The sequence below is a fragment of the Bradyrhizobium sp. 482_C4_N1_8 genome, assembly GCF_052075965.1.
GTDB classification, from domain to species: Bacteria; Pseudomonadota; Alphaproteobacteria; order Rhizobiales; family Xanthobacteraceae; genus Bradyrhizobium; species Bradyrhizobium barranii.
In genome coordinates this window covers 6,546,272-6,571,307 of record NZ_CP197231.1, presented here as the reverse complement: position 1 = coordinate 6,571,307, position 25,036 = coordinate 6,546,272, and the positions used below count along the sequence as shown (strand labels likewise).

General features: G+C 64.8%; 19 protein-coding genes. 9 read left to right on the top strand and 10 right to left on the bottom strand.

What is annotated here, in order from left to right; genetic code table 11:
- Positions 1–61: 61 nt before the first annotated feature.
- The 9 genes from AB7Z56_RS31270 to gspD form a co-directional block, all read right to left on the bottom strand.
- Positions 62–412 carry a hypothetical protein gene (locus tag AB7Z56_RS31270; RefSeq protein ID WP_085402745.1) on the bottom strand — a complete coding sequence of 117 codons (351 nt, stop codon included), beginning with the start codon at positions 410–412 and terminating at the stop codon, positions 62–64.
- Positions 409–2,949 carry an arylsulfatase gene (locus tag AB7Z56_RS31265; protein ID WP_441256718.1) on the bottom strand — a complete coding sequence of 847 codons (2,541 nt, stop codon included), beginning with the start codon at positions 2,947–2,949 and terminating at the stop codon, positions 409–411. Before AB7Z56_RS31265 ends, AB7Z56_RS31270 begins: the two co-directional genes overlap by 4 nt.
- A 133-nt stretch (positions 2,950–3,082) precedes the next feature.
- Positions 3,083–4,504 (bottom strand): HlyD family type I secretion periplasmic adaptor subunit, encoded by a 1,422-nt coding sequence (locus AB7Z56_RS31260; RefSeq protein WP_231144434.1) that lies wholly within the window; start codon positions 4,502–4,504, stop codon positions 3,083–3,085.
- Positions 4,491–6,689 (bottom strand): type I secretion system permease/ATPase, encoded by a 2,199-nt coding sequence (locus AB7Z56_RS31255; protein WP_441256717.1) that lies wholly within the window; start codon positions 6,687–6,689, stop codon positions 4,491–4,493. Before AB7Z56_RS31255 ends, AB7Z56_RS31260 begins: the two co-directional genes overlap by 14 nt.
- A 246-nt stretch (positions 6,690–6,935) precedes the next feature.
- Positions 6,936–10,097: an AIDA repeat-containing protein gene (locus AB7Z56_RS31250; RefSeq protein ID WP_441256716.1), complete on the bottom strand. Its 3,162-nt coding sequence runs from the start codon at positions 10,095–10,097 to the stop codon at positions 6,936–6,938.
- A 446-nt stretch (positions 10,098–10,543) separates the two neighbouring features.
- Positions 10,544–11,929 (bottom strand): hypothetical protein, encoded by a 1,386-nt coding sequence (locus AB7Z56_RS31245; RefSeq protein WP_231144436.1) that lies wholly within the window; start codon positions 11,927–11,929, stop codon positions 10,544–10,546.
- Positions 11,930–12,176: 247 nt separating this feature from the next.
- Positions 12,177–12,824 (bottom strand): transglutaminase-like cysteine peptidase, encoded by a 648-nt coding sequence (locus AB7Z56_RS31240; protein ID WP_231144437.1) that lies wholly within the window; start codon positions 12,822–12,824, stop codon positions 12,177–12,179.
- A 202-nt stretch (positions 12,825–13,026) separates the two neighbouring features.
- Positions 13,027–13,524 (bottom strand): tetratricopeptide repeat protein, encoded by a 498-nt coding sequence (locus AB7Z56_RS31235; protein ID WP_283018551.1) that lies wholly within the window; start codon positions 13,522–13,524, stop codon positions 13,027–13,029.
- A gap of 31 nt (positions 13,525–13,555) precedes the next feature.
- Positions 13,556–15,829: a type II secretion system secretin GspD gene (gspD, locus tag AB7Z56_RS31230; protein ID WP_231144439.1), complete on the bottom strand. Its 2,274-nt coding sequence runs from the start codon at positions 15,827–15,829 to the stop codon at positions 13,556–13,558.
- 528 nt (positions 15,830–16,357) lie between these two features.
- Between gspD and AB7Z56_RS31225 the strand changes: the two genes are divergently transcribed.
- The 9 genes from AB7Z56_RS31225 to gspM are packed head-to-tail and all read left to right on the top strand — an operon-like array spanning position 16,358 to position 23,702.
- Complete coding sequence (locus AB7Z56_RS31225) at positions 16,358–17,911, top strand: GspE/PulE family protein (RefSeq protein WP_231144440.1); 1,554 nt, start codon at positions 16,358–16,360, stop codon at positions 17,909–17,911.
- A gap of 4 nt (positions 17,912–17,915) precedes the next feature.
- Positions 17,916–19,133 (top strand): type II secretion system F family protein, encoded by a 1,218-nt coding sequence (locus AB7Z56_RS31220; RefSeq protein WP_231144441.1) that lies wholly within the window; start codon positions 17,916–17,918, stop codon positions 19,131–19,133.
- A gap of 17 nt (positions 19,134–19,150) precedes the next feature.
- A complete protein-coding gene (gspG, locus tag AB7Z56_RS31215) occupies positions 19,151–19,621 on the top strand; it encodes a type II secretion system major pseudopilin GspG (RefSeq protein ID WP_231144442.1) in 471 nt (156 codons plus the stop codon).
- The gene (locus tag AB7Z56_RS31210; protein ID WP_354099368.1) at positions 19,578–20,072 is read left to right on the top strand and encodes a prepilin-type N-terminal cleavage/methylation domain-containing protein; all 495 of its coding nucleotides are present in this window, start codon (positions 19,578–19,580) and stop codon (positions 20,070–20,072) included. Before gspG ends, AB7Z56_RS31210 begins: the two co-directional genes overlap by 44 nt.
- Entirely contained in the window at positions 20,050–20,454 is a 405-nt protein-coding gene (locus AB7Z56_RS31205) for a prepilin-type N-terminal cleavage/methylation domain-containing protein (protein ID WP_231144443.1), read from the top strand. The genes AB7Z56_RS31210 and AB7Z56_RS31205 overlap by 23 nt, the downstream gene beginning before the upstream one ends.
- Entirely contained in the window at positions 20,454–21,137 is a 684-nt protein-coding gene (locus AB7Z56_RS31200; RefSeq protein WP_231144444.1) for a PulJ/GspJ family protein, read from the top strand. Before AB7Z56_RS31205 ends, AB7Z56_RS31200 begins: the two co-directional genes overlap by 1 nt.
- A complete protein-coding gene (locus AB7Z56_RS31195; RefSeq protein ID WP_231144445.1) occupies positions 21,134–22,081 on the top strand; it encodes a general secretion pathway protein GspK in 948 nt (315 codons plus the stop codon). Before AB7Z56_RS31200 ends, AB7Z56_RS31195 begins: the two co-directional genes overlap by 4 nt.
- Complete coding sequence (locus AB7Z56_RS31190) at positions 22,078–23,148, top strand: PilN domain-containing protein (RefSeq protein WP_231144446.1); 1,071 nt, start codon at positions 22,078–22,080, stop codon at positions 23,146–23,148. Before AB7Z56_RS31195 ends, AB7Z56_RS31190 begins: the two co-directional genes overlap by 4 nt.
- On the top strand, positions 23,145–23,702 hold the full coding sequence (gene gspM / locus AB7Z56_RS31185; protein ID WP_071915597.1) for a type II secretion system protein GspM: 558 nt from the start codon (positions 23,145–23,147) through the stop codon (positions 23,700–23,702). The genes AB7Z56_RS31190 and gspM overlap by 4 nt, the downstream gene beginning before the upstream one ends.
- Positions 23,703–23,758: 56 nt before the next feature.
- On the opposite strand, the gene AB7Z56_RS31180 is transcribed toward gspM, so the two are convergent.
- A complete protein-coding gene (locus AB7Z56_RS31180) occupies positions 23,759–25,021 on the bottom strand; it encodes an O-antigen ligase family protein (protein ID WP_231144447.1) in 1,263 nt (420 codons plus the stop codon).
- Positions 25,022–25,036: the final 15 nt, after the last annotated feature.

Sequence of the window (25,036 nt, the reverse complement as noted above, 5' to 3'; positions counted from 1 at the left end):
CAAGGCACTGAGCCAGAAGAATTTTGAAGCTTCCCCGGAAACGGCGGGGTCGATGAGAAATTCAGCGGTCGCGGCTTTGCGAGCCGCCGCGCATCAAGAGCGTGGTCAGGATTAGATGAAGGACGACTGCCGGCCACAGAAGGACGCCGCTCAATCCACCTGCGAAACCGAGGTAGGCCAAATATAGGGTGATGGCTCCGTTGTAGATCAACATGCCCGGCAGTGGCGGCCACCCTGGCCAACAGGCGATCCCCAAGGCAATCAGCGCAATGCCGGCGACACGCGCGACCGGCGTTGCGACACCGGAAAGCTGCTCGCCCAGCAACAACTGGCCAACCAGCGACGGCGCGATCAACAGCGCCAATCCCGTTGCAGCTTCGCTGATGGCGGCGAACGCCAATGCGCCTTTCATTTCTTCCCAACGTTCGCGGGTGGCTTTTGAGACTTCGACTCTTCAATGGGATCCGGCTCCGGCGCTGGCATAGGTCCAAGTTCTGCCTTGGCTTGCGCTGGGTCCTTCAACTCAGGTCCGAGCTTGAACGTCAGCTTGTTGATCTTGCCCGTGAACTTGAACGGAGGATCGTAGCGATACTCGAGCATCGCGACCCCGGTGCGGGTGTCCTGGCCGACGTCGAAGGTCTCGTCCTCGGGGAACGTGATCGGCGTACCGTGTTCTATGGATTTCCGGTCTACTTCCTTGCCATCCACTGAAAGTACGCCTGTACCGCCCTTGCCCAATCCCGGCCCATCCGACTTGAAGTCGAAGACGATGGTGTGCTTGCCCGCGGTCAACTCCGGTCCCGACCAGACCGTGCGCTTGAGGTTGAGCAGGTTGTAGAGGAACACGGGCTTACCCCGCCGAAGGCCCGCCACACCCTTGCTTAGAAGTAGCCCGTAGCCGCCGAAACGTCCGCCTTCGGTGACGATCATCCCTTCAGCGCCGCCGTTGGGAATCTCAACCTCGGCGGTGATGGTATAGGACTTGTTGAGGATGCTCGGCGCGGCGCTAGCCGGCACACCGGTCAGTTCGCCCGAATAGGTGAATACCGTCTGCCCAGCCGTCAGGCTTGGGCGCGGCGTATTCCAACGCGCGAGCGTCGTGTTATCGAGCGGCAGCACGTTGTACTTCTTCGCCTCGACATCAAAGACGGCTTGCAGCTCCTTGACCTTCTCCGGCATTTTGGCGGCCAGATCATTGAACTGAGTGGGGTCTTCCTGGACGTTGTAGAGCTCCCACTTGTAGCCCGTGATCACATCTGGCGGGGGCGCGCTGCTTAGCTCCCATGGAAGCGTGATCGGCGTCGTGGCCGCCGCCCACCCATCGTGATAGATGGAGCGATTGCCGAGCATCTCGAAATATTGGGTCGTGTGCGTCGTCCTGGCATTGGCGTTCGCCTTGTCCCATGTGTACGCCATACTCACCCCTTCCATGGGGCTCTGTTTGATACCGTCGATCGTGTCAGGTTGCGAAATGCCGGTTGCTTCGAGGATGGTCGGGGCAATATCGATGACGTGATGGAATTGGCGACGGATGCCTCCGACATCGTTGATATGGCCGGGCCAGGACATGGCGACGCCTTGGGCGGTCCCGCCAAAATGCGACGGCACCTGCTTGACCCACTTGAATGGAGTGTCCATCGCCCACGCCCAGGGCGCGGCAAAATGCGGGAAAGTCTTGTCCGAGCCCCAGAACGGATACCAGAGGTACTGAGCCTTCACCGGCACCGGGACGCCATTGAAGGTCGTGAACTCGTTGGGCGTACCGTTGATCATGCCTTCGGCACTCGCGCCGTTGTCGCCGCCGATGTAGATAATCAACGTGTTGTTGAGCTCTCCGAGGTCTTCGACGGCTTGAATGACGCGGCCGATCTCATAGTCGGTGTAGGCAAGGTAGGCGCCATAGACATCTGCCTGCTTGATGAAGAGCTTCTTCTCCAACTCGCCGGTAGAATCCCATTGCGGCAATTCCTTCGGCCATGGCGTCAGCCTGGCGTGGTCGGGCATGATGCCCAACCGCTTCTGGTTGGCGAAGATCGTCTCCCGCAGCTTGTTCCAGCCTTGGTCGAACAGGTGCATGTCGCTGATCTTCTTGATCCAGTCCGGCGTCGGATGATGCGGCGCGTGCGTGCCGCCGGGCACGTAATAAACGAAGAACGGCTTGTCGGGCGCGATCTCCTTGAGCTGTTTCATGTGCTGGATGGCTTCGTCGGCCATCGCGGTTGTCAGGTTCCAGCGGGGATTGTCCTGGAATGGATAAATCGCTGTGGTGTTGCGGAACAGATTCGGCTGCCACTGACTGGCATCGCCGCCGACAAAACCATAGAAATACTCGAAGCCCATGCCATTGGGCCATTGATTGAATGGCCCCGCCTGGCTCGATTGATATGAGGGCGTGTTATGGTTCTTGCCGAACCACGAGGTGGCGTACCCGTTCGCCTTCAGGGTGGTGCCGATGGTGCCCTTCTCGATCGGAATGATCGAGTCGTAACCTGGGAATCCCGTCGATATTTCGCCGACGACTCCGAAGCCGACCGAATGATGATTGCGGCCGGTGATGAGCGCCGCCCGCGTCGGTGAGCACAGCGAGGTGGAATGAAAATTGGTGTAGCGCAGGCCCTGCGCAGCGATACGATCCATCGCGGGCGTGGGGACAACGCCGCCGAAGGTGCTCGGCGCTCCGAAACCTTGGTCGTCGGTCATGATGAGCAACACATTGGGCGCGCCCTTCGGCGGTACGACACGCGGTGCCCACCACGCCTTCGACTCCGAGGCTCTCTCGTTGATGACCCCTCCGAATTCTGGAGGCGGCGGCGGAAGCAGCTTGCCGTCAATTGTCGTCGTGGCTGCGGGCGAGCCTGGGGTGCCCGTGACCTGCTGAGCCGACGCGGAGATGCAACCGAGGGCGAGAATACTTGCTGTGGTCGCAAGGGTGCGGCAACGGATTTTCATATTCCGACCTCCCGCAGTCCATTTGGCGGGTTGAGGCTGTCACCGCTAACCGATACCTGCTTGATTTAGGTCAAATGTGCCGGTTGGGCTGGGCCAGAGATCCCGATACCATCCCGCCGGATTCGCGGCCGTCTCACCGCTCCCGCAAACTCTCCTGCCCATAGCGGATCAGCGGCGACACCACATAGCTGATGATCTTCCTTGTGCCGGTCTTGATCTCGACGGTTACGGCCATGCCGGGCGCGAGGTTGACGGTGCGGCCGTCGATGTCCATCTGCGAGCGGTCGAGCGAGACGCGGGCGGAGTAAACCAGCTCCTGGCCCTTGGGTTCACTGGATGATGTGTCGGTGCCGGCCGGCGTGTCGCCGGGCTTTTCCGGCGGTTTCTGGCGGACGATGGCGTCCTGGGAGACGCTGAGCACCTTGCCCTGGCGCAGGCCGTAGCGGGTGAAGCTGAAGGTGTCGACCTTGATCGCGGCTTCCTCGCCGGGATTGACGAAGCCGATGTCGCGGTTCGAGATCATCGCCTCGATCTCGAGGCCGCCGCTGGTGGGCACCACCACCATCAGCGTCTGGGCCGGCGTCACCACGCCGCCGACCGAGTGCACGGCGAGCTGCTGGACGATGCCGTCCTCCTGCGCGGCGAGGCGCAGCAGGCTGGTGCGCTGCTCGGCCTTGACGATGTCCTGGCGCAGGCCAGCCGCCTTCTGCTCGGCTTTCGCAAGCTCGTCAAACAGGCCGCGCTGATATTCCGCCTCGGTGCGCCGCAGCGTCTCCTCGATGCCTCCAACGGCGGCATCGGCCTCGGCATAGTGGCTCTTCTGGACCAGCAATTCCTGCTGTTGTGCGACCAGGTCCTGCGTTTCCGTGAGGTATTGCAGTTTGGAGCCGAACTCGCGGTCGACGAGATATTTTCGCACATCGACCCGCTGCTGCATGATGGGGATCAGGGCGCTGATCTTGCCGATCGTGGCCTCGCTGGTCGAACGCTCCGCTTTCTTCTGCGTGCCCTGCCATTCGAGCGAGGTGATCTTGGACGCCTGCTCGGCGGCCTGCGAGGCCAGGAAACGCTTTGCGGTGCGGATCTGATCGGAGGTCGCGCGCGCGGGCGCGATGAATTTGGCGGGATCACCGCCGGCAAGTGCGGCGTGCAGACGTGCGATGTCGAGCTCGCTCGCCAGCAGATCGCTCTGGAGATGGCCGAGCTCGGCCTGGCTCATGGTGGGATCGAGCTCGATCAGGAGGTCGCCGGCCTTGACGCGCTGACCGTCCTGCACGTGGATGGCGCGCACGACCGCGGTCTCGAACGGCTGGATCACCTTGGTGCGGCCGTCGGGGACGATCTTGCCGGTCGCGGTCGCGATGATGTCGATCGTGCCGATGCTGGCCCACACCAGCGCGATCAGAAACACCGCCGAGATCGACGCGGAGATGGCGCGGCCGATCGGCGAAGGCGGGGTCTCGACGATCTCGAGCGCCGCGGGGAGGAACGCCAGTTCGTCGCGCGTCCGCGTCGGGCTGCGCAGCGAGGCCATCATCGCCTTAGCCGACTTCATGGATGCCTGCCTGGACACGATGCAGCGTGGCGTAGCGGCCGCCGCTGCGGATCAGCTGGTCGTGCGAACCGTCCTCGACGATACGGCCACGCTCCACGGTGATGATGCGGTCCGCGGTACGCACGGTCGACAGACGGTGGGCGATGATCAGAACGGTACGGCCCGCCGTGATCTCGCGCATGTTGTGCTGGATGATGCGCTCGCTTTCATAGTCGAGCGCGCTCGTTGCTTCGTCGAAGATGAGAACGCGCGGATTGGTCGTTAGCGCGCGTGCGATCGCGATGCGCTGGCGCTGGCCGCCGGACAGCGTGCTGCCGCGCTCGCCGATGACGGTGTCGTAGCCATCCTGGAGTTCGAGGATGAAATCGTGTGCGCCGGCGAGCTTCGCTGCGGCGACGACGCGCTCCATCGGCAGCGCGGGGTCGGCGAGTGCGATGTTGTCGCGCACCGAGCGGTTAAACAGCATGTTCTCCTGCAGCACGACGCCGACCTGCCGGCGCAGCCAGGTCGGGTCGACCGCCGCAAGGTCATTGCCGTCGACCAGCACGCGGCCGCACTCGGGGAGATAGAGCCTCTGGATCAGTTTTCCGAGCGTGCTCTTGCCGGAGCCGGAGGTGCCGACGATGCCGACGATCTGGCCGGCCGGAATCTTCAGGGTGATGTCGCTCAGGATCTGCGGTCCGTCGACGCGATAGCGGAAGCCGACATGCTCGAAGGTGATGTCGCCACGGATGGCAGGCAACGCCGCGCGACCCGGGCGATGGGTCGGCTCGGGCACGGTGTTGAGGATGTCGCCGAGCCGCTCGACCGACAGCCGCGCCTGGTGGAAATCCTGCCAGAGCTGGGCGAGCCGAAGCACCGGTGCGGTGACACGTCCCGACAGCATGTTGAAGGCGACGAGCTCGCCGACCGTGAGGTTACCGTCGATGACCAGCTTGGCGCCGAAATAGAGCAGGATCGCCATGTTGATCTTGCTGACGAACTGAACGGCCTGGCTTGCAACATTGCCGAGATTGACCACGCGAAAGCTCGAGGCGACGTAGCCGGCAAGCTGCTCTTCCCAGCGCTTCTGCATCTGCGGCTCGACCGCCATCGCCTTCAAGGTCTCGACGCCGGTGACGCTCTCGACAAGGAACGACTGGTTCTCCGCGCCGCGCTTGAACTTCTCGTCGAGACGGTAGCGGAACAGCGGCGTGGCGCCGGCCGAGATGACGATGTAGAGCGGGAACGACGCCAGCACGATCGCGGTCAGCAGCGGCGAGTAGAACGCCATCAGGCCGAGGAAGACGAAGGTGAAGAACAGGTCGATCACCAGCGTCAGCGCCGAGCCGGTGATGAAGTTGCGCAAATTCTCCAGCTCGCGCACCCGCGCGACCGTGTCGCCGACCCGCCGCGCCTGAAAATAGGACAGCGGCAGCGCCAGCAGGTGGTGGAACAGCCGCGCGCCGAGCTCGACGTCGATGCGGTTGGTCGTGTGCGAGAACAGGTAGGTGCGGAGCGCGCCGAGCACGACCTCGAAGATCGAGATCGCGACGATGCCGGCGACCAGCACATCCAGCGTGCCGAGGCTGCGATGCACCAGCACCTTGTCGATCACCACCTGGAAGAACAGCGGCGACACCAGCGCAAAGATCTGGAGGAAGAACGAGGCGAGCAGCACTTCGCCGAGCAGGCCGCGATAGCGGTTGACCGCGCCCATGAACCAGGTGATGTCGAAGCGCCGCGACAGATCGGCGAGGCCGGCGCGCTTGGTCATCAGCACGATGCGGCCGTCCCAGAGCACCTCGAACTGCGCCTTGGTCAGCATCTGCGGCCGCGGCGAGCCCGGATATTGCACGATGGCCTTACCGTCGCCGGCCTTGCCGAGGATCAGGAAGCCGCCGTCGCGCAAGGGGACGATGGCGGGCAGCGGCGTCTTGTCGAGCCGGTCCCAGCTCGTCTTCACCACGCGCGCCTTGATGTTGAACTGCCTGGTACAGCGCAGCATCTCGGTGGTGCCGATCACGGTGACGCCGAGCTGATGGCGGAGCTGCTCCGGCTCGGCGGGCACCCCGAGGAATTGGAGCATCATGACGAGCGCGGTCAGGCCGGGGTCGGCCGGCGGCTTCGGCACGGCCTGCACCGGCGGCTCCTTCGGCTGCTCTTTGGCGGCCGGGTCGCGTGAAATGGTCTCGTTCGGGCTCATTGGAAGCAAATATCCGCGGTCATCGGGTCCGGACGATTTCACGGACGGGTGTCCCGCCGGTCGGCAGGGCGGCCGATAGCTAACGCGGCTATGTTACGGTTTGATAACTATGTCGGACCGCTCACATAACGGTCGGATTTGGCGTTCTGCGGCGGGATGCGGGACGGCGGGAGGCAAGTTCACCTCCCGCCGCGATCGCATGACGCACCGGGGCGGGGACCCCGGTGCGCAGATCGTGTTGGCCGATCAGCCGTGGCTGGCCAGCGTGGGCTGCTGCTGCGTCGTGTCCGAAGACACGAGGCTGCTCTCGCCGGCATCCGGGACGATGCTCGCCGATTGCTGCACCAGCAGCGACAGCGAGACCGCCGATCCGCCGTGGCCGTCGTCGGTGACGTTGAGCTCGGTGCCGGACTGAACGCCCGCGAACTGGTAGGTGTGGCTGCCCGAGTTCGTGGCGAGCGTCAGTGTCGTACCGTCGAAGGTGAACGACGAGACCGACGTGTTGAGCAGGTCGATCGTGTCGCCGAGTTCGAAGTTCGACACCGTGCCGGTCAGGCCGGACGCGTTTTCGAGCGTCAACGTTGCAGCCGAGCCGGCGAAGTCGACGCCGTTCTGGACGCCTCCGGCGAAGACATGCTCGACCCCGCCCGCAAGGTGGGTGTTGTCGGCGGTGCCTGCGACGTCGAGTTCGCCGCTGTTGAGCGTCGTGCCGGACGCCGTTCCGATCACGAACCCGACCCCGCCGTTGATCGTCGTGGACGCGGCCGAGCCGCCGGCGTCGACATAGAGCAGACCGCCGCCGTTGACCGTGGTCGCCGTCACCGATCCGCCCGCGCCAATGTACGAATTGCCGCCGTTCTCGATCACGGTGTTCGCGGCGATGCCGCCATCCAGCACCTGCTGATTGCCGCTGAGGTTCGTGCCGGAGACGGTGGCGTGGTAGACGTCCTGGAAGCCGCCAGCCGCAACGATCGTGCCGGTCGCGCTGCCGCCGTGGTAGACGTGCTGCGCGCCGCCGTTCTTGACGGTCACACCGGTCGCGACGCCGCCGCCCAGCGAGTTGCCGCCGCCGACCGAGCCGCCGGTCGCCGTGCCGTCGACATACTGGAAGCCGCCGTCGATCACGGTGTCGCTGGCCGACCCGCCGGCATCGATGTATTGGAAGCCGCCGGTTTTGACCAGCGTGCCGGCGCTGGTGCCGCCATCGCCGACATATTGGTAGCCGCCGCCATAGACCGTGGTGTCGATGGCCGTTCCGCCCGCCAGCACCTGCTGGTTGCCGCTGAGGCTGACGTTGGTGACGGTCGAATTCGAGTAGACGTCCTGGTAGCCGCCGGCCTCGACCGTCGAACCGTTGGCGCTGCCGCCGAAGTAGACGTGCTGCTGGCCGCCCGCGTGAACGATGGTGTCGTTCGCGGTGCCGTAGTCGTACTGCACGCTGCCGCTGCGGATGTTGGTATGCTCGGTGGTCGCGCCGTTGAGGACGTCGACGACGCCGCCATTGCCGATCGTGATCTGGCCGGAGACGTTGCCGCCGGTGACGACATCGAGAGTGCCGTCGCCGAGCACGACATAGCCCTGCGAGGTCGTCGACGCGCCCGTGACCGAAACCGCGCCGGTCGAGACCAGCGTCGGCGCCGCGAAGACGGTCGAGGTGCCGGCGTTGCCGGCTGCATCGGTGGTCTTGGCGGTCAGGTTGTTGGCGCCTTCCACCAGCGTCAGGCCGGCGAGGCTCCAGGAGCCGTTGGCGCCAGCCGTGGTAGTGCCGACCAGGGTGGCACCGTCATAGACCGAGACCAGAAGGCCGGCTTCGGTGGTGCCGCTCACCGTGAAGGTGGGCAGGTTGGCGGTGTCGAGCGTCACGCCGGTGACGCCGACGGCCGGGGCAACCGTGTCGACGGTCACGTTGATCGCGGAGGCGGCATCGCTCACGGCGCCGGTCGTATCGGTGACCTTCGCAGTGATGGCGTGGGCCGCGTTGCCGAGCAGGCCGGTCTGGATGTCGACGTAGCCGCGCGCGATGTCGGCGAGCGAGAGCGTGACTGCCGAGCCGATCGCGGTCTGGCCGTCGAACAGCTGCACGACGTCGCCGGCAAAGTTGCTGCCGGTTGCGATGCGGACCGTCAGGTTGGTGTCGTTGGTGCTGGCGCCGTTGGCGAGCGCGCCGCTGTTGGGCGAGACGTCATCGGTGACCGACACGATGGTCGGCGCGGTCGGGGCGTTCGACAGGTTGAAGACCTGCGCGGTGATGCCGTAGGAGGAGTTGTCACCAAGCGTCTGGCTGAAGTCCTGCCAGCTGATGACGAAGCCGCCATTGGCGAGCGCCGAGACGGTCGGATAGTACTGATAGCTGTTGGTCTGCGAGTTGACGATGTACTCGCCGCCGATCTTGTTGCCGGCCGTATCATAGACCTGCGCCTTGATGCCGGAGCCGCTGCCGTCGGCCGTTCCTTCGTCCGACCAGGTCACGACGAAGCCGCCGCCGGTCAGTGCGGTGATGCTCGAAAAGCCCTGGTTGCCGCCGGTCTGGGTGTTGACCTGGAATTCCGAGCCGACCTTGCTGCCGCCAGCCGTGAAGACCTGCGCGCGAATTTCGCCGCTGGTGTCCTCGAAGCTGATGACGAAATTGCCGTTGGCAAGACCGGTCACGCCGGCAACCATGCGGCTGTTGTAATAGGCGGTGTCGACGGTGAATTCGGAGCCGACCTTGGTCGCGCCGCTCGCACCCGGGTGGAACACCTGACCGCGGACTTCCCAATTGCCGGTGCGGAAATCGTTCCAGGTGACGACGAAGTCGCCGTTGCTGAGCGTTGCGATCGAGGCGCGCTCCTGATCGAAGTTGGCGCTGGCGGAGTTGACGAGGAATTCGGAGCCGACCTTGGCGCCGTTCGCGTCATAGACCTGGGCCTTGATGTCGGGCGCGACGCTGCCCTGGTTGGTCCAGGCGACGACGAAGCCGCCATTGGGCAGGCCGGTGATGGCCGGCGTATTCTGGTTGTTGGCGGTGACGGAGTTGATCAGGAATTCGCCGCCGACCGGGGCGCCGTTCGCGCCGTAGATCTGGGCCTTGATGTCGCCGCTCGTGGAGTTCTGGTCCTGCCAGGAGACGACGAAGCCGCCGTTGCTGAGGCCGGTCACGACCGGGGAGGCCTGCGAGCCGTTGGTCTGGGTGTTGACCAGGAATTCGCCGCCGACCTTGCTGCCGTCCGCGGCATAGAGCTGGGCATGGACGGCGGAGCCGCTGGCGTCGCCGAGCGTGCTGCTGCCGCTGGTGGAGCCGGCGAGGCCGTCCTGCCAAGTGACGACGAAGCCGCCATTGGTGAGGCCGGTAATGGAGGGATACCACTGGCTGCCAGCCGTCTGGCTATTGACCTGAAATTCGGTACCCATTTTTACGACGGTGGTCATAACATACCTCAAGTGATGCTAAAGAGAGCGCTGAAGGGCTGAATTCCGCGCCGCGACCGCCTGCTGCGGAGGCCTGCGCCGAACCTGCATGCGCTCTAAACGATCTATTTATGATATTTTATGATACATTTTTGCGCGATGTGCGGCATTTTGTCCGGAATAACGTTACATCAATGATATGAAGGGGGTCCGCGCGTGCAGCCGGTGCGGGTGCTCCAAATGGTATGCAATCTCGCGCTGGGCATGCCTCCCGCATAGGCAGGCGTGACCGGAGCCGCCGTCGCACGGACGTGCTCGCGGGTTGCCCCTCGATGGCGCGCGACCTGTTGCGTCTGAGATTTGATGAGCGATGGCGAGGCTTGCGTCGATGGCCTTGGCCGGAGCAGGGCTCGACAGCCGAGGAAGCTGTACCGGGACTTGTCCCGGTACAGCAATGTCGTCTCAGGTCAGCTCTGGGCGTGAACGAGCGAGGCGCTCTCGGGATCGGAGCCCTGCTGCGTGATCGCGCCTTCGCCAGCATCCGGGACCAGGCTCGCCGAGAACTGCGAGAGCAGCGAGAGCGACACGGACGTGCCGCCATGGCCGTCGGAGGCGACGTTCAACGCGGTGCCGGCCTCGACGCCTGCGAATTGATAGGCGAGCGAGCCGTTGCTGGTGGTCAGCGTGAGCGTCGCGCCATCGAATTCGTACGAGGTCACAGCAAGGTTGCGGAAGTCGATGACGTCGCCGATCTCGAAATTCGAGATCGTGCCGGTCAGGCCGGACGCGTCCTCGAGATAGAGCGTCGAAGCCGAGCCAGCGAAATCGACGCCGTTCTGGACGCCGCCGGCATAGACATATTCGGCGCCGCCGGCGAGATGCGTGTTGCTGGCGCTGCCAACCACATCGAACTCGCCGCTGTTGACGGTCGCGCCCGAGGCCGTGCCAGCCACGAAGACGAAGCCGCCGTTGACCGTCGTGGAGGCCGCCGAAGCGCCAACGTCCACATATTGCAGGCCGCCGGCGTTGACCGTCGTTCCCGTCGCCGAAGCGCCGGAGCCGATATATTCGCTGCCGCCGGACAGAACCACCGTGTCGGTCGAACTGCCGGTGCCGAGAACCTGAAGGCCGCCGCTGACCTGGCTGCCCTGCACGCTGCCGCTGTTGACCTGCTGGAAGCCGCCGGCCTGGACCGTCGTCGTGATCGCGGTGCCGTCCAGCACGATGTGCTGAATGCCGCCGCTGTTGACGGTGGTGTTGTTGGTCGTGCCGGCGACTTCCTGGACGCCGCCGCCGAATACGACGGTGTCATTGCCGGTGCCGAGCACGAATTGATAGCCGCCGTTGTTGATCGCGGTGCCGTTGGCGGTGCCGTCCTCGCCGACATATTGCAGGCCGCCCGACGAGATGATCGTGCCATTGGTGGTGCCGCCGGCCGCCACGAATTCGTTGCCGCCGTTGACGATGACCGTCGCGTAGGTCACGCCGCCGACATGCACCTGCTGGAAGCCGGCGAGCGTCGTTCCGGTGACGGTGGCGTTCATGACGTCCTGGTAACCGCCGGCGCTGATCACGACGTTACTGGCGGTGCCGCCATAGACGTGCTGGGTGCCGCCGTTGGAGATGACGACGCCGTTGGCCGTGCCGTAATTGTACTGCACACCGCCGGCGATGGTCGAGTTGTTGGCGGTGCCGCCGGCCTCGATCATGATGACAGTGCCGGGGCCGACCGCGGTCGCGCCGGACACGACGCCGCCGCTGGCGACGTCGAGCGTGCCCGAGACGACGATGTAGGTCGTGGTGGTGGGGGCGGAGATCGTTGTCGTGCCGCCAAATACAACTTGAGTGGTCATTGATGCCTCAAATGAGCGCTAATGGGGATGGTCGCGATGATGATACAACTCGGAATGGGAATCATTCCGTCGCTAATGATATATTTTGTATCATAACGCGCGAACAATGTTATAGTGATGTTCAGAACAAGAAGGTGCGGCGAAACGCCGGACGTCTTGCGAGGTCATGCGGACTGTCGCGCATGACCGGCGACCGCGCGGCGCGCCGTGGCCGAGAGGCTGGTCTTCAGGGTCGCTCTACGGGGAATTAACGCTCGACGGGAAAAGCCGGCGGCCTGGGCTGCTCGGCGCCGAAGGCCACCCAGACGTTCGGGTCGGTGGCGCTTTGCCGCGACAGGTAGCGGTATTTGGTCTCGTACCAGAACAGGATTTCCGGGGTCTGGTTGTCGAGGATCATCTCGCCGCGGTCGGAGCGGACGGTGAGTACGGCGTGACGACCTTTGGCCGGACCGGGCTCCTCGACCGTTGTGATCAGGAGCGACCCCTGCGGCCAGCCCAGCTTGGCGAGCATCTTGCGCTTGAGCAGGACGATGTCCTCGCAATCGCCGCGATCGAGCGGCAGCGTCCAGCGTTCGGCCTTGCCGTAAAGCGCGTCATCGCTGGTCCAGGCGACGCGATCATTGACGTATTTGTTGGTCTCGTAGAGCTGCTGAAGCAGTTCGGGCGTGAGCACGACGTCCCGGGCCTGATCAGCGCCGGGCCGGCAGTCCTCGGCATTCTCGGCGCAGAACTGTTGCCAGCCGGACGGTGCCTTGGTCGCGGCGCCGATCGCAGCAAACAGGGTGGGGCGGGCCAGGAAAGCATGGGCCGGCAGCGCCATCGACAGGCAGGCCGCGGCAAGGCCGGCGGCCGCCAGCGTCGTCAGTCTCTGTTTTGCGTTGCGATTTCCCGCCATGTCGTGCCCCGACGCTCCCTGTGCAGGGGACGTTGGCAGAGACAGCTCGCGATCCGGCTAAGCGATTGCTTCAAATTGTACCGATCCGCGCGATGTCGGCTGGGACGGCGGCGGTGATGGTATGATTTCCGTTAAGACCGGCGTTACGCCGTCACATCATGATATGACGGCGTTCCCCGCAGCTTGCGGCCCGCGCCGTCGATCAGAACGGCGACTCCTCGGGCCAGCGCAGCGCGTGCCATTGGCCGGCCGCGATCTGGCCGCGGCTCATCTTCGAGGCGACGGCATTGCGCAGCTTTGCAAAATTCTCGCGGGTTTTCCTCGGTGCATGCGCAGCCGCGAGGTTCAGCCATTTGTAGGCGGCGACGTCGTCCTGCGGCACGCCCTGGCCCTTGTCGTAGGCGAGGCCGAGCAGATATTGCGACGTGGTGTCGCCTTGCTCGGCGGCCAGCCTGTACCAGTAGCCGGCGGCGTCATAGGCCTGCGGCAGGCCTTGTCCCGTCGCGTACATGAAGCCGACCATCCCTTGCGCGCGGGCATTGCCGCGCTCGGCCTGCGGCAACAGCAGACGGGCAGCGGTATTGTAGTCGCCGCGGTTGAAGGCGCCGGTTCCGGCGCCGAGGGAATTTGCGTGGGCGATGCTTGTCGAGGCAAGTCCCAGCACGATGGCGGCAATCAAGAGTCTGCTGGACCTGATCATGTGAACCGCTCCTCGGGCAATTTGTACTGGCTCAGCGGTAGGTCGTCGGCGCGGGCCTCGGCCCGATCGCGTTGATCGTACCGCGCAGCTTGGTGCGCAGCTCCTCGGCAACGAAATGAGCATCGGCGCCGTCGCGGATGATCTGCGGCCGGATGAAGATGATAAGCTCGGTGCGCTTGACCTGCTTGTCCGTCTGCCCGAACACGGCTTCGCCGAGGCCGGGAATCTGGTCGAGGCCCGGAATGCCCGCGCGGCTCTTGGTCTGGGTGTCGCTGATCAGGCCCGCCAGCAGGACCGTCTGTCCGCTCGCGACCGCGACCGAGCTGCGCACCTTGCGGGTCGACACCGTCGGCGTCAGCGAGTTGGTCGACGTCGAGGACGATCCTGACGACGAGTTGCTGACCGGATTGGAGATCTCCTGCTCGACATCGAGCCTGACATTGCCGTTGGCATTGATCCGCGGCACCACGCGCAGGATGATGCCGGTGCTGCGATAGTCGGTCGTGTTGGCGATGGTGTTGTTGCCGGTCAGCACGGTTGCGCTTCCGGTCTGGATCGGGATCTCGTCGCCGACCTGGAGGGTCGCGACCTGGTTGTCGATCACGACCACGGACGGGTTCGACAGCACCTTGACGTCGGTGATCGCATGCAGCGCGTTGAGCACGGCGCGCGGCGTCTGCGCCGAGCCGACCAGGAAGTTGAAGCCGGGGATGGCGCGCTGGAGCACGACATCGGCTGCCGCCGCGGCGACCGACGTTGCGCCGTTAAAGCCCACCGAGCCGGTGTTGGGCTTCAGGCCGACATCGCGGCTCATGATGTAGGACTGGATGCCGTATTGGAGATCGTCGGTCAGCGTCACCTCGGCGATGGTGGCGTCGATGGCGACCTGGAGCTGCGGTTGGTCGATCTCCTTGATGGTCTGCTCGATGATCCGGTACTGTTCCTGGCTCGCATAGATCAACAGCGTGTTATTGACGCTGTCGGCAGTGATGCGGACACCGTCGAGAACGTTGCCGGGACCTGCGCCGCCGCGGCCTGAATTCTGTCCTGTGGAGGAGTTGTCGAACAGGCTGCCGCCGCCCTGCGAAGCGGATGATGAACCGTAGGCGGCCTGATTGCCGGTAGACGCGTCGGAAGCACCCGCGCTTGCGGCGCGTCCGCCTGAATTCGAGCCAAAGCCGCTGCTTGACTGATTGGGCGAGGCCGACAGGCGGCTGAGCGCAGAGCCGCCGCTCGAGCTCGAGGCGAGGCCGGATCCTGGTGCGACCTGTCCACCCGGGCTGTCGAGCTGAGAGGCGGACGAGCCGGAAGAGCTGCTCGAACCGAAGACGTCGTTGAGCACCCGCGCGATCTGCCGGGCGTCGCCGAACTTCACGCGGTAGACGTGGACCGCCGAGCGGCCTGTATTGGTGGTGTCGAGGCGGCGGATCCAGGTTTCGACACGGTTCAACAGCTCCGGCTTCCGCGTCACCGCGAGCACCGCGTTCATCCGGGCGATCGACTGGAATTTGATCACGTTCTGCGTCATGCCGCCTTCGCCGGAATCGACGATTTTCTCGAGCTCGGCGATGATCGGTCCCGGATTGCTGTTCTGCACCGGGAAGATACCGACCGACTGTCCCTTCAAGAAGTCCGCATCGAAGCTCAGCACGAGATCGACCGCGTTGCGGCGCTCGCTGCCGGAGCCCTGGATCAGGATCAGGTTGCGGCTGGTGTCGGCGCGGATCATGCCCTGCTTGGTGGCAAAACTGTCGACCAGCTTGATGACGGTCTGCGCCGAGACATATTGCAGCGGCACGATCGTTATGCCGTAGCCGGGTGTCATGCGATCGGAGGCGTCCGCACCGCCGACGCCGACCGCGTCGCCCTGCGGCATCAGCCGGTAGCCGGTATCGTCGCGCACCAGCGCGACGCCGCCGATCCGCAGCGCGTTTTCGAGCGCGAAGACGACGTCGGATTTGGGGATCGGGCGGCCCGAGGAGAGGCTGACATTGCCCTGGACGCGCGGATCGATGACGTAGCCGACGCCGAGGATGTCGCCGAGCACGATCTTGGCGACGGATGCGACCGGCGAATTGTCGAAATTGAGCTCGAACCGGTCGGTGCTGACCGCCGCTTGCTGCGACGAGGTGGCGGTTGGCGCATCGTCGCTGGCAACCGCCGCGTAGATCGCGGTCTTGGCGCGGGGGCCGGTCGAGAGTTCGCGCTGCGGCAACTGGTTCGGATAGCGCGGCAACAGGTCAACCGAGCGGACCTTGTCGAAGACATCCGGATCCTTGGTGTCGGCATCGGCGATGCCGCTCACCGTGTTGCACGATCCGAGCAATACGCAGATGGCAGCGCATTGGACAACCAAGCCGATCCGGAATGTTGCTCGGCTCACTGGACTGCCTCACTCACGCGCCGCCCGCTGTTGTTCCCGTCGAGGCGGGGCGGGCCGAATGCGGCTTGCTTAACCCTCTCGTATGACAGTCGTGTGTTACGAATTCTGTTAGCCTTGCGCCCGTCACGCGAGCTTGTTGTGAGAATGTGATGCGACGGGAAATTGGGCAGAGACATCAAGGACGTTCTGTTCGATCATGTTGTGACTGGCCGGGGACGATATTGCGCTCGATCATGCCGTCACATTTCCAATCGGAAAACTAAGGTAAACGGCCCGCTCGCCGCTCTGCGGCCATCAGAGTGACTGCGGTAGACGTCCATGGCTTCCCCGAATGCGCACGAGTTCGTAGCTCGTTTCAGCCAGAAGGTTGGCCTGAAACCGGACGCGGACAAACTCGGCAGGCTGAATGGGTCCCGCCCTGCCGAAGGTGGTCTGCGTAAGCTGTGGGAAATGAGTGAATTGTCGGCGAGCGAATTCGCCGATGAGGTGTCGCTGTTCTTCGAGCTTCCGCGCGTCACGCTTCAGGAGATGATGGCGACGGAATCCCGCGCGCAACAGTTTTCGCGCCGGTTCCTGCGCGAAATGGCGGTGTTCCCGTGCCAGCCCACTGGCGGATCGCCGGTACTTGTACTGGCCGACCCCACGGACCGGGCCTCCATACAGGCGGCCGCAATCGTGCTTGGCACGGGGCCGACCATCAAGGTTGCCTCGTTCGAGGACATCGCCACCGTGCTCGACCAGCGTCTCGGCGAGGAGGAGAGCGCGAGCGCCGAGACCGCCGTCAATGCCACGGCGCAGGATGACGACATCGACAATCTGCGCGACCTTGCCAGCGGCGCGCCGGTCGTTCGCGCCGTCAACGACATGTTCGAGACCGCCGTCGAGCTGCGCGCCAGCGATATCCATATCGAGCCCGGCCGCACCTCGCTGGTGATACGGATGCGCGTCGATGGGCTGTTGCGCAATGTCGCGACACCGAACGGCGTGCCCCCGGCGGCGGTGATCTCGCGCATCAAGATCCTGGCGGGACTGAACATCGCCGAGCGCCGGTTGCCGCAGGACGGCGGCGCGCGGGTGCGGGCGGCGCGTTCGGAAATCGACGTGCGCGTCGCGATCATGCCGACGCAGCATGGCGAGTCCGCCGTCATCCGCCTGCTGCCGCGGGACCGCGCTTTGCTGTCGATCGACAAGCTCGGCTTCCTGGCCGGCGACCAGGGCAAATTGCGGCGCATGCTGGCACTGCCGCACGGCATGATCATCGTCACCGGCCCGACCGGCAGCGGCAAGACCACGACGCTCGCGACGGTGCTGTCGCTGCTCAACGAGCCGACCCGAAAAATCCTGACCATCGAGGATCCCGTCGAATACGAGATCCCCGGCATCTCCCAGTCGCAGGCCAAGCCCTCGATCGGCCTGACCTTCGCCACCGCGCTGCGCTCCTTCGTGCGCCAGGACCCCGACGTCATCATGGTCGGCGAAGTCCGCGACTCCGAGACCGCTCATGTCGCGATCCACGCAGCGCTCACCGGCCATCTCGTGCTGACCACGCTGCACACCGAGACGGCGGCGGCCGCCGTGCCGCGCCTGCTTGATCTCGGCGTCGAGGCGTTCCTGCTGCGCTCGACCTTGCGCGCGGTGATCGCGCAGCGCCTGGTCCGGCAGCTCTGTGACCGCTGCAAGAGCAGCCGGCCGCTGACCCATGCCGACGTCGAGGCCGATCCGCGCTACACGGCGGTCGGTCTGTCCGTCGGCAATGTCATCTTCGAACCCGTCGGCTGCGAGCGCTGCGGCAATGTCGGCTATCGCGGCCGTATCGGTGTGTTCGAGGTGCTCGAGATGAACGAGGAAGTCCGCGCGCTGGTCGAGGAACAGTCCGACTGGGAATCCATCGACAAGGTGGCCATCCGCAACGGCATGACGACCATGATCGAGGATGGCCTCGCCAAATGCCTGTCGGGCATGACCTCGGCGGCGGAGATCCTGCGCGTGACCACCGTGCGGTGACGAGATGCCGAATTTTCGCTATCGTGCGCTGACGCAGAAGGGAGAGGTGGTCTCCGGCTCGATCACGGCGGCCAACCTCGCCGAAGTGTCCCAACGCATCGAATATCTCGGCCTAGTCGCGATCGATGCCGGGCCCGCGGAGGAAGCCAAGGGCTGGTCGCTCTCGCTGGCGTCGTTGACGTTGTCGAAGCCGGGGCCCGCGGATGTCACGATCTTCACGCGCGACCTTGCTCTGCTCCTGAAGGCCGGTGCCCGGTTGAATGATGCGCTCGAACTGCTCGCAGGCGATATGGACGTCAGCCGGCTTCGTCCGGTCGTCAATACCATCAAGACCGCGATCATGTCCGGCGAGAGCTTTGCCGAAGCGCTTGCGCGCGAGCCGACGCTGTTTCCGCCCATGTATGTCGCCCTGGTCAGAGTCGGCGAGATGTCGGGCACGCTGGACCACATTCTGGAGACGATCGGGACCGAGCGCACGCGCGCGGAGGCTCTGCGCCGCAAGGTGACCGGCGCCCTGCAATATCCTGCCTTCGTGCTGCTCGCGGCCGGTGGCGTGCTGATCTTCTTCGTCACGTTCGTGCTTCCGCAGTTTTCGGCGGTGTTGCGCGACTTCAACGCCAAGACCGATCCCGTCATCGAGGTGTTCCTGACGCTGTCGGACATCCTGCGCGGTCACGGCTTCGAGGTCGGCGCCGTGGTTGCCATCGCCGTCATCGGCGGCTGGCTGGCGTGGCGCAGGCCATCGGTCCGCGCCAGCATCGTCACGCAGATCGCGCGGCTGCCTGTCATCTCGACCGTGGTCGAATTCCACCGCGCCGCGCTGTTCTCGCGCAATCTCGGTATTCTGCTCGGCAGCGGCGTGACGCTGACGGCGACGCTTCGCATCCTGATCGACATCATGAATGCGACCGGCAACGTGCAGGCCTGGGCGGCGATGGCCGACCGCGTGCGCCATGGCGGCAGGCTCGCCGAGGCGCTGGCTGCTTCGGCCGTGCTGCCGCCCGTCGCGGTGCGGATGCTGCGGCTCGGCGAGGAGACCGGGCAGTTGCCGACGCTGTCGGGCCGGGTCGCGGAGTTCTACGAGGAAAAGCTGCAACGGCAGCTCGATCGCGTCGTCGCCATCATCGGGCCTGCCGCGATCATCCTCATCAGCGTCGTGGTCGGCGGCCTGATCGTGTCGGTCATGACGGCGCTGTTGTCAGTGACGCAAGTTGTCGGTTGAGAAGGGGAGGGTTTCGCATGATCCGCGTGTCTAGGAAGGCGCTGTTCCCTGCGCCGAGGCGGCGGCGCCGGCGTCGCGGCGAGGAAGGCTTTACGCTGGTGGAGATGCTGGTCGTCATCACCATCATCGGCATGATCATGGCGCTGGTCGGCCCGCGGGTGCTGAACTATCTCAGCGAATCCCGCGTCAAGGCGGCCAAGATACAGATCCAGAGTTTCAGCAGCGCGCTCGACCTGTTCTACCTCGACGCCGGCCGCTTCCCGACCAGCTCGGAAGGACTCGGCGCCCTCGCTCATGCCGTGAGCGGCGTGGCGTCCTGGAATGGCCCGTATTTAAAGGGCGGCAACGTTCCCAACGACCCATGGGGCAATCCTTATGTCTACAAGCAGCCGGCGGAACGCGCGCCCTACGAAATTCGCTCGCTCGGCTCCGACGGGCAGGAGGGTGGAACGGGAACGTCGGCCGATCTCGTCTCCGGAGCGAACTGATACGGGCGAGGCCGGCTTCACGCTGCTCGAAATGGTCTGCGTGCTGGCCATCGTCGCTATGCTCGCGGCCGTGCTGCTGCCGCGCTTTCCGTCGCAGACCTCGCGGCCGCGGCTCGAGGCTTATGCGATCGAGGTTGCGGCCCTGCTCAAGGCCGACCGCAATGCCGCGCTGTCGCGCTACGGCGCGGTCAGCGCCGTTGTGGACGCGCGGGCACGTACCGTGAGGTCGGGTTCGGGCCCCTGGATCATCCAGGTGCCGCAGGACGTGGTGTTCGACGCGCTGCTGCCGCAACGCTGCAACGGCCGGCCGGCGTTCTCGACCATCAGTTTTTTCGCCAGCGGCATGTCATGCGGCGGCACGATCCGCCTGACACGTCTGGGCAACGCCATCGAGGTGCGCGTGAATTGGCTGACGGGAGGCGTGGACATTGTCGCGCAGGAAGTCCTCTAGCCGCCGGCGCGAAGCCGGCTTCACCATGATCGAGGCCGTCGTGGCGCTCGCACTGGTGACGATCGTGCTCGCTGCGATCGGAACGTTGGTCGCGACCAATTCGCGCGGCGCCTGGAAGCTCGAGCAGCATGCCGCCCTCGTCAATGCGGCGCGCGTGGTGGTGTCCACCTTGCCGCGCGCCGGAGCGCCGATGCTTGATGATCTGCGCGGACGGGTCGCCGGCCACCGTTGGCAGATGCGCTTGACGCCATTCCTCGACGATGTGCCTGTCGTGCCGGAGTCGCGGTTCGTTCCGCAGCGTGTCGAATTGCGCGTGCAGGCGCCGGGCGGAGCGATCGTGTCGTTCGAAACGATCCGCTTGCAGAGCAGGGGCGGGAGCTGATGACCGACGCCCGGCAATGGCGCGCCGAAGACGGCTTCACGCTGTTCGAAGCCCTGGTTGCGCTGGCACTGATGGGCCTGATCATGGGCGCGCTGGCTTCGGTCACCGGGCAATGGCTGCCGAGCTGGAATCGCGGCATCATCCGTGCCCAGCGCAACGAGCAGGTCGCGGTCGCTCTCGACCGGCTCACGGCCGATCTGGCGGCGGCCGACTACGTGACGCGGTCGGACAATCTGCCGTTGTTTCGCGGCGGGGAGCAGGCCGTGATGTTCGTTCGCTCCGTGCTCGGCCCGAATGGTCGGCCGGGTCTGGAGATCGTGCGGATCTCCGAGATCAACGACAGAAACGGTCCGGCACTGGTGCGCACGCGCGCGCCGTTCGTGCTGCTGAAGGCGGGAGATCCCAGGGCAGACCAGATTCCGTTCGTCGATCCCGTCGTGCTGCTGCGGCTGCCATATCGCATCAGCTTCGCCTATGCCGGCCTTGACGGCAAATGGGGCAGCCGCTGGCTCAACTCCGGCGAGCTGCCGATGTCGGTCCGCTTCGACATCAGGGATGTCGAGCGCGGAACCGTGATTTCGAGCGCCGCCCGGATCCATGTCGAGACAAGCGCGCCGCGGCCGGATCCGTCGACCGAGCAGGAGGCGACGCAGACGCAATCCGGTAACGGGCCGACGCAATGACCAGTCCGTCCGCTCGACTGAGACGCAGGCTTGCAGCGCAGGACGGGTTCATCGTCGTCGCCACCCTGTGGCTGCTTGCGGGATTGGCCGCGCTTGCGACTGTCGCTTCGGTCTACATCGCACAATCGGCCAATGCGCTCTCGGCGCTGGACGCCGCGACGCAATGGGAGATGCTGGGTTCGGCCGGTGTCGAGCTCGCCGCCTACCAATTGTCGGCGCCTGCGACGATGCGGCGTCCGACCCATGGCGGCTTCGGCTTCCGCCTGGCCGATGCCTCCGTACGCGTCGAGTACATGTCGGAATCGGCACGGATCAATCTCAACATGGCGCCGCGTGCGATGATCGCGGGACTGTTCAGGGCGCTCGGCGCGCCGGCGGAAGCAGCCGACGAATATGCCGCGCGCGTCGTCGCCTGGCGGCGCACGCCGAGACCGGACGGGCGGGATACGGAGCCGGCGGCCTATGCTGCGGCGGACCTCACTTACGTGCCGCGGCAAGCGCCATTCGCCAGCGCCGATGAGCTGTGGCTGGTGCTCGGCCTGCCGGTCGAGCTGGTCGAGCATGCGATGCCTTTCGTGACCGTCTACAGCGGTATGGCGGAGGTCAACGTGCTCGATGCTGCGCCGGAAGTGATCGCGGCACTGCCGGACATGACGACGGCCAGGCTCGACGCCTTCCTCAATCAGCGCGCGGACCTGCCGCCCGACAATCCAGAGTTCGTCATCGGCGCGCTCGGCGGGCGGCAGCCGGGTGCCACGATATCGGCGAGCGACGCCTATCGGGTGCGCATACGGATCACGCTACGGGACGGCCGGCAAAGAACGCCCGAGGCGGTAATCCGGATTCCGGGACCGGGCGAGAAGGAGGCCTTCCGCGTACTGGCATGGACCGACGAAGTTGATCCGGATCGAGGAGGGCGGCCAAGGCCGCGGGAGAGTCGATGAGTATTCCCAGTCAAATCGCAGCCGCGCTGTCGCTGTGGATCGACAGCGTTGCACGCACGGTGAGCGCGCGGCTCGAACGAACGCGCGGTGCGCGGCAGATCGCGATCAGCGAGGACGAGGAGGGCGCTCTGACGCTGCGCCTTGCCTCGACGACGAGCAAGGACGCAGACCTGCCGCCCGGTCGCATCGACATCGTCGATGGCGTTATCACCGAGCCGCTGTCGGACGAATGGTCCGCGGCGATGAAGGGTGCGATGGTCGACCTCGCACTTCAGCCATCGCGCTTCGTATTTCGTCCGCTGGAGCTACCGGGACGTGCAGTGGAGTTTCTCGACGGCATCATTCGTGCCCAGATCGATCGGCTGACACCCTGGAGCCCGGCGGAAGCGGTGTTTCACTGGACGCCGCCGCAGGCGATCGCCGACGACCATGTCGAGTTGACGGTGGTGGCGACGGCGCGCGCGGCGGTGACGTCGTTGTCGCAAGCTCTCCTCGATGCAGGCGCGGCCGCCGTCGAGATATCGACCTCGGCGCCCGGGATGGAGCAGGTCGCCGTCTATCGTCAACGCGTCGGCGGGCAAACCGGCTCGAGCCGGCTCCGCTTTGCGCTGATCGCAGTCCTCGCGACGACCGGCGTGCTGGCGATGCTGTCGGTCGGGCTCGGCGGGGTCGCCACCGATTCCTACGATGCCCAGCTGCAGCAGACCCAGCGCCGGATCGCCGAACGCCGCGCGCTCGCGCGCGGCGGGCAGGGCGGCCAGGGCAGCTCGCCCCTCGAAATCCTGGCGCGCCGCAAGCAGACGATGCCGTCGGCCGTGATGGTGCTGGAAGAGCTGTCCGGCCTCTTGCCCGACCACACCTATGCGACCGAGCTGAGGATCGAGGGCGACAAGCTCCAGATCACGGGTCTGACCAGCGACGCCCCGTCGCTGATCCAGATCCTGGAGCAGTCGCCGCATTTCGCCAGCGCAGCCTTCTTCGCACCGACGACGCGCGCCGCCAACGAGGCGGGCGAGCGCTTCCACATCGAGACCAGGATCAAGCCGCAATTCGGGCCGGGCACATGATCAGCATGCAGAAGTTCGAAGGATATCTCACGCGCTTACCGGTCGCCGCGGTCGCGGCCTATGTGGCGCTGGTGGTGTTGTTCGCGTTCACGACAGTGCAGACCGTGATCGAGATCCTGGGTAGCCGCGATGCTGCGGCGTCAGCCGCGGAGATCCTTCAGACGCTCGAGGCTCGGCGTGCTACGCCGCCGCCCGCCGTCCGGGCCGATATCAGCGTTCCCACGGGCTCGGCGTTCCTCGAAGGACAGACGGCCTCGGTCGCAAGCGCCGTGCTGCTCCAGCGGGTGCTCGCGGCGACCAAGCGGGTGAACGGCAACACGCTGTCGTCGCAGGTCGATGTCCAGGGACCGCTCGCCAAATCCGGCTTCGTCTCGGCGACGTTCAACATCGAGCTCGCTTCAGCATCTCTTCAGCCGCTCCTCTATGACCTGGAGGCCGGCATGCCCTTTCTGTTCATCGATGGTCTGGTCGTCCAGACCGCCTCGGGCAGCGCCGACAACAGCAAGTTGCGCCTGGTCCTCGGCATCTCGGCGCAGCGACAGAACGCGAAGTGAACGAAGCGACCTCGGGTGGAGGCGAAATCAGCTCGCGATCGTTGCGCGGTCTGCGCTCACGCAATTGCTGCGCGACCGGATACCGGCTTCATTTCGGGTTTGAACAGCAGCAACAGGAGCGAGACCCCGAACGCGTCGCCGAGACTGAACAACTGGGGTTGGAAGAAGGCCCCAAACGCCAGGGCGACCAATCCGCCCAAGCGGGCACAGGCAAAGCGGCGTTGCTGCCGATCCTTCCCCGTTGATCGCACTGCTTCGGCGCGTGCAGCGGCAATGACGCAGCCGACAAAGAGGATTATCAATCCGCCCCCGACGATTCCGAATTCCACCAGCGTCTTCAGGTAGCCATTGTGCCCGGCCTCAAAGGCTGATGCGCGCTTGAATCCGATGCCGAGCGGATGATCCATGATCGTCGCCAGGGCCGCGTACCAGTATTCATCCCTTCCTGTGAATCCTGAAGACAGATCTCGACTTGAATCGTCAAGCGCGAGAAAGGTGGCAATCTGCGGCCAAAGGAATATGCACAACAGCAACGCAACGATCGCCGCGGCAACCTTCCACGGGCGCAGGGAATTGAAGGTCAAGTCATGCACGACAAGCGCGGAAATGCAGCCGATCAAGGCGTATCGCGAGCTGACGAGAGCGGCCATCGAGAAGCACAGGATTCTGACGACGATACCCGTTTTCCCAGCGTGAAACTGCGACAGAATGAAGCCTGCGAGTAACGGTGCGGAAAAAAGATTTGGTTGAATACCCCCGACATTGCGGCCTTGCGGTAATCCCAGGACGGCCAGCGCGGAGATGCCGAACAGACAAAATATGATGGATGCCACCTTCATGCAGGTTTCGATGTCGTCCGGTGGCAGCGTCCATACGACAGACAGCATCAAAGCAGTCAGCATGAGCAGAATGGTGTAAAAAACGCCAACGAACGTCGCCGCCTCGTCATCGTGCAATTGTAGGACAACAGACAGGTAGATGATGCCAATGATCGCGACCTGGGCGAGGCTCAATCGCCCCAGGCTGGCGAACGCCCGCGAAGCGTGCATCAAGGACACCGTCGTGATGAACAGCGCGATTCCGGTAATCTGTCCGATCAGAACCGTGCCGCCCAGGGCAAACGAAGTTGGAACGTCCGCGAAGTCCGGGTTCAGGTCAATCATGGGGAAGGAAAGGAGGCCGCACCACGCCCAGAAAGTCCCGATAACTGCAATCGTCGAAACGCTGCGTGCGCGGAAAATTGCGGCAGCACCAGCGGTCAATCGGTGCTTGCCCGGGTTGGTCGTCGATCGATCGACGAAAGATGCTGGCAGGTTCAAGGAAATCGTCCCTCT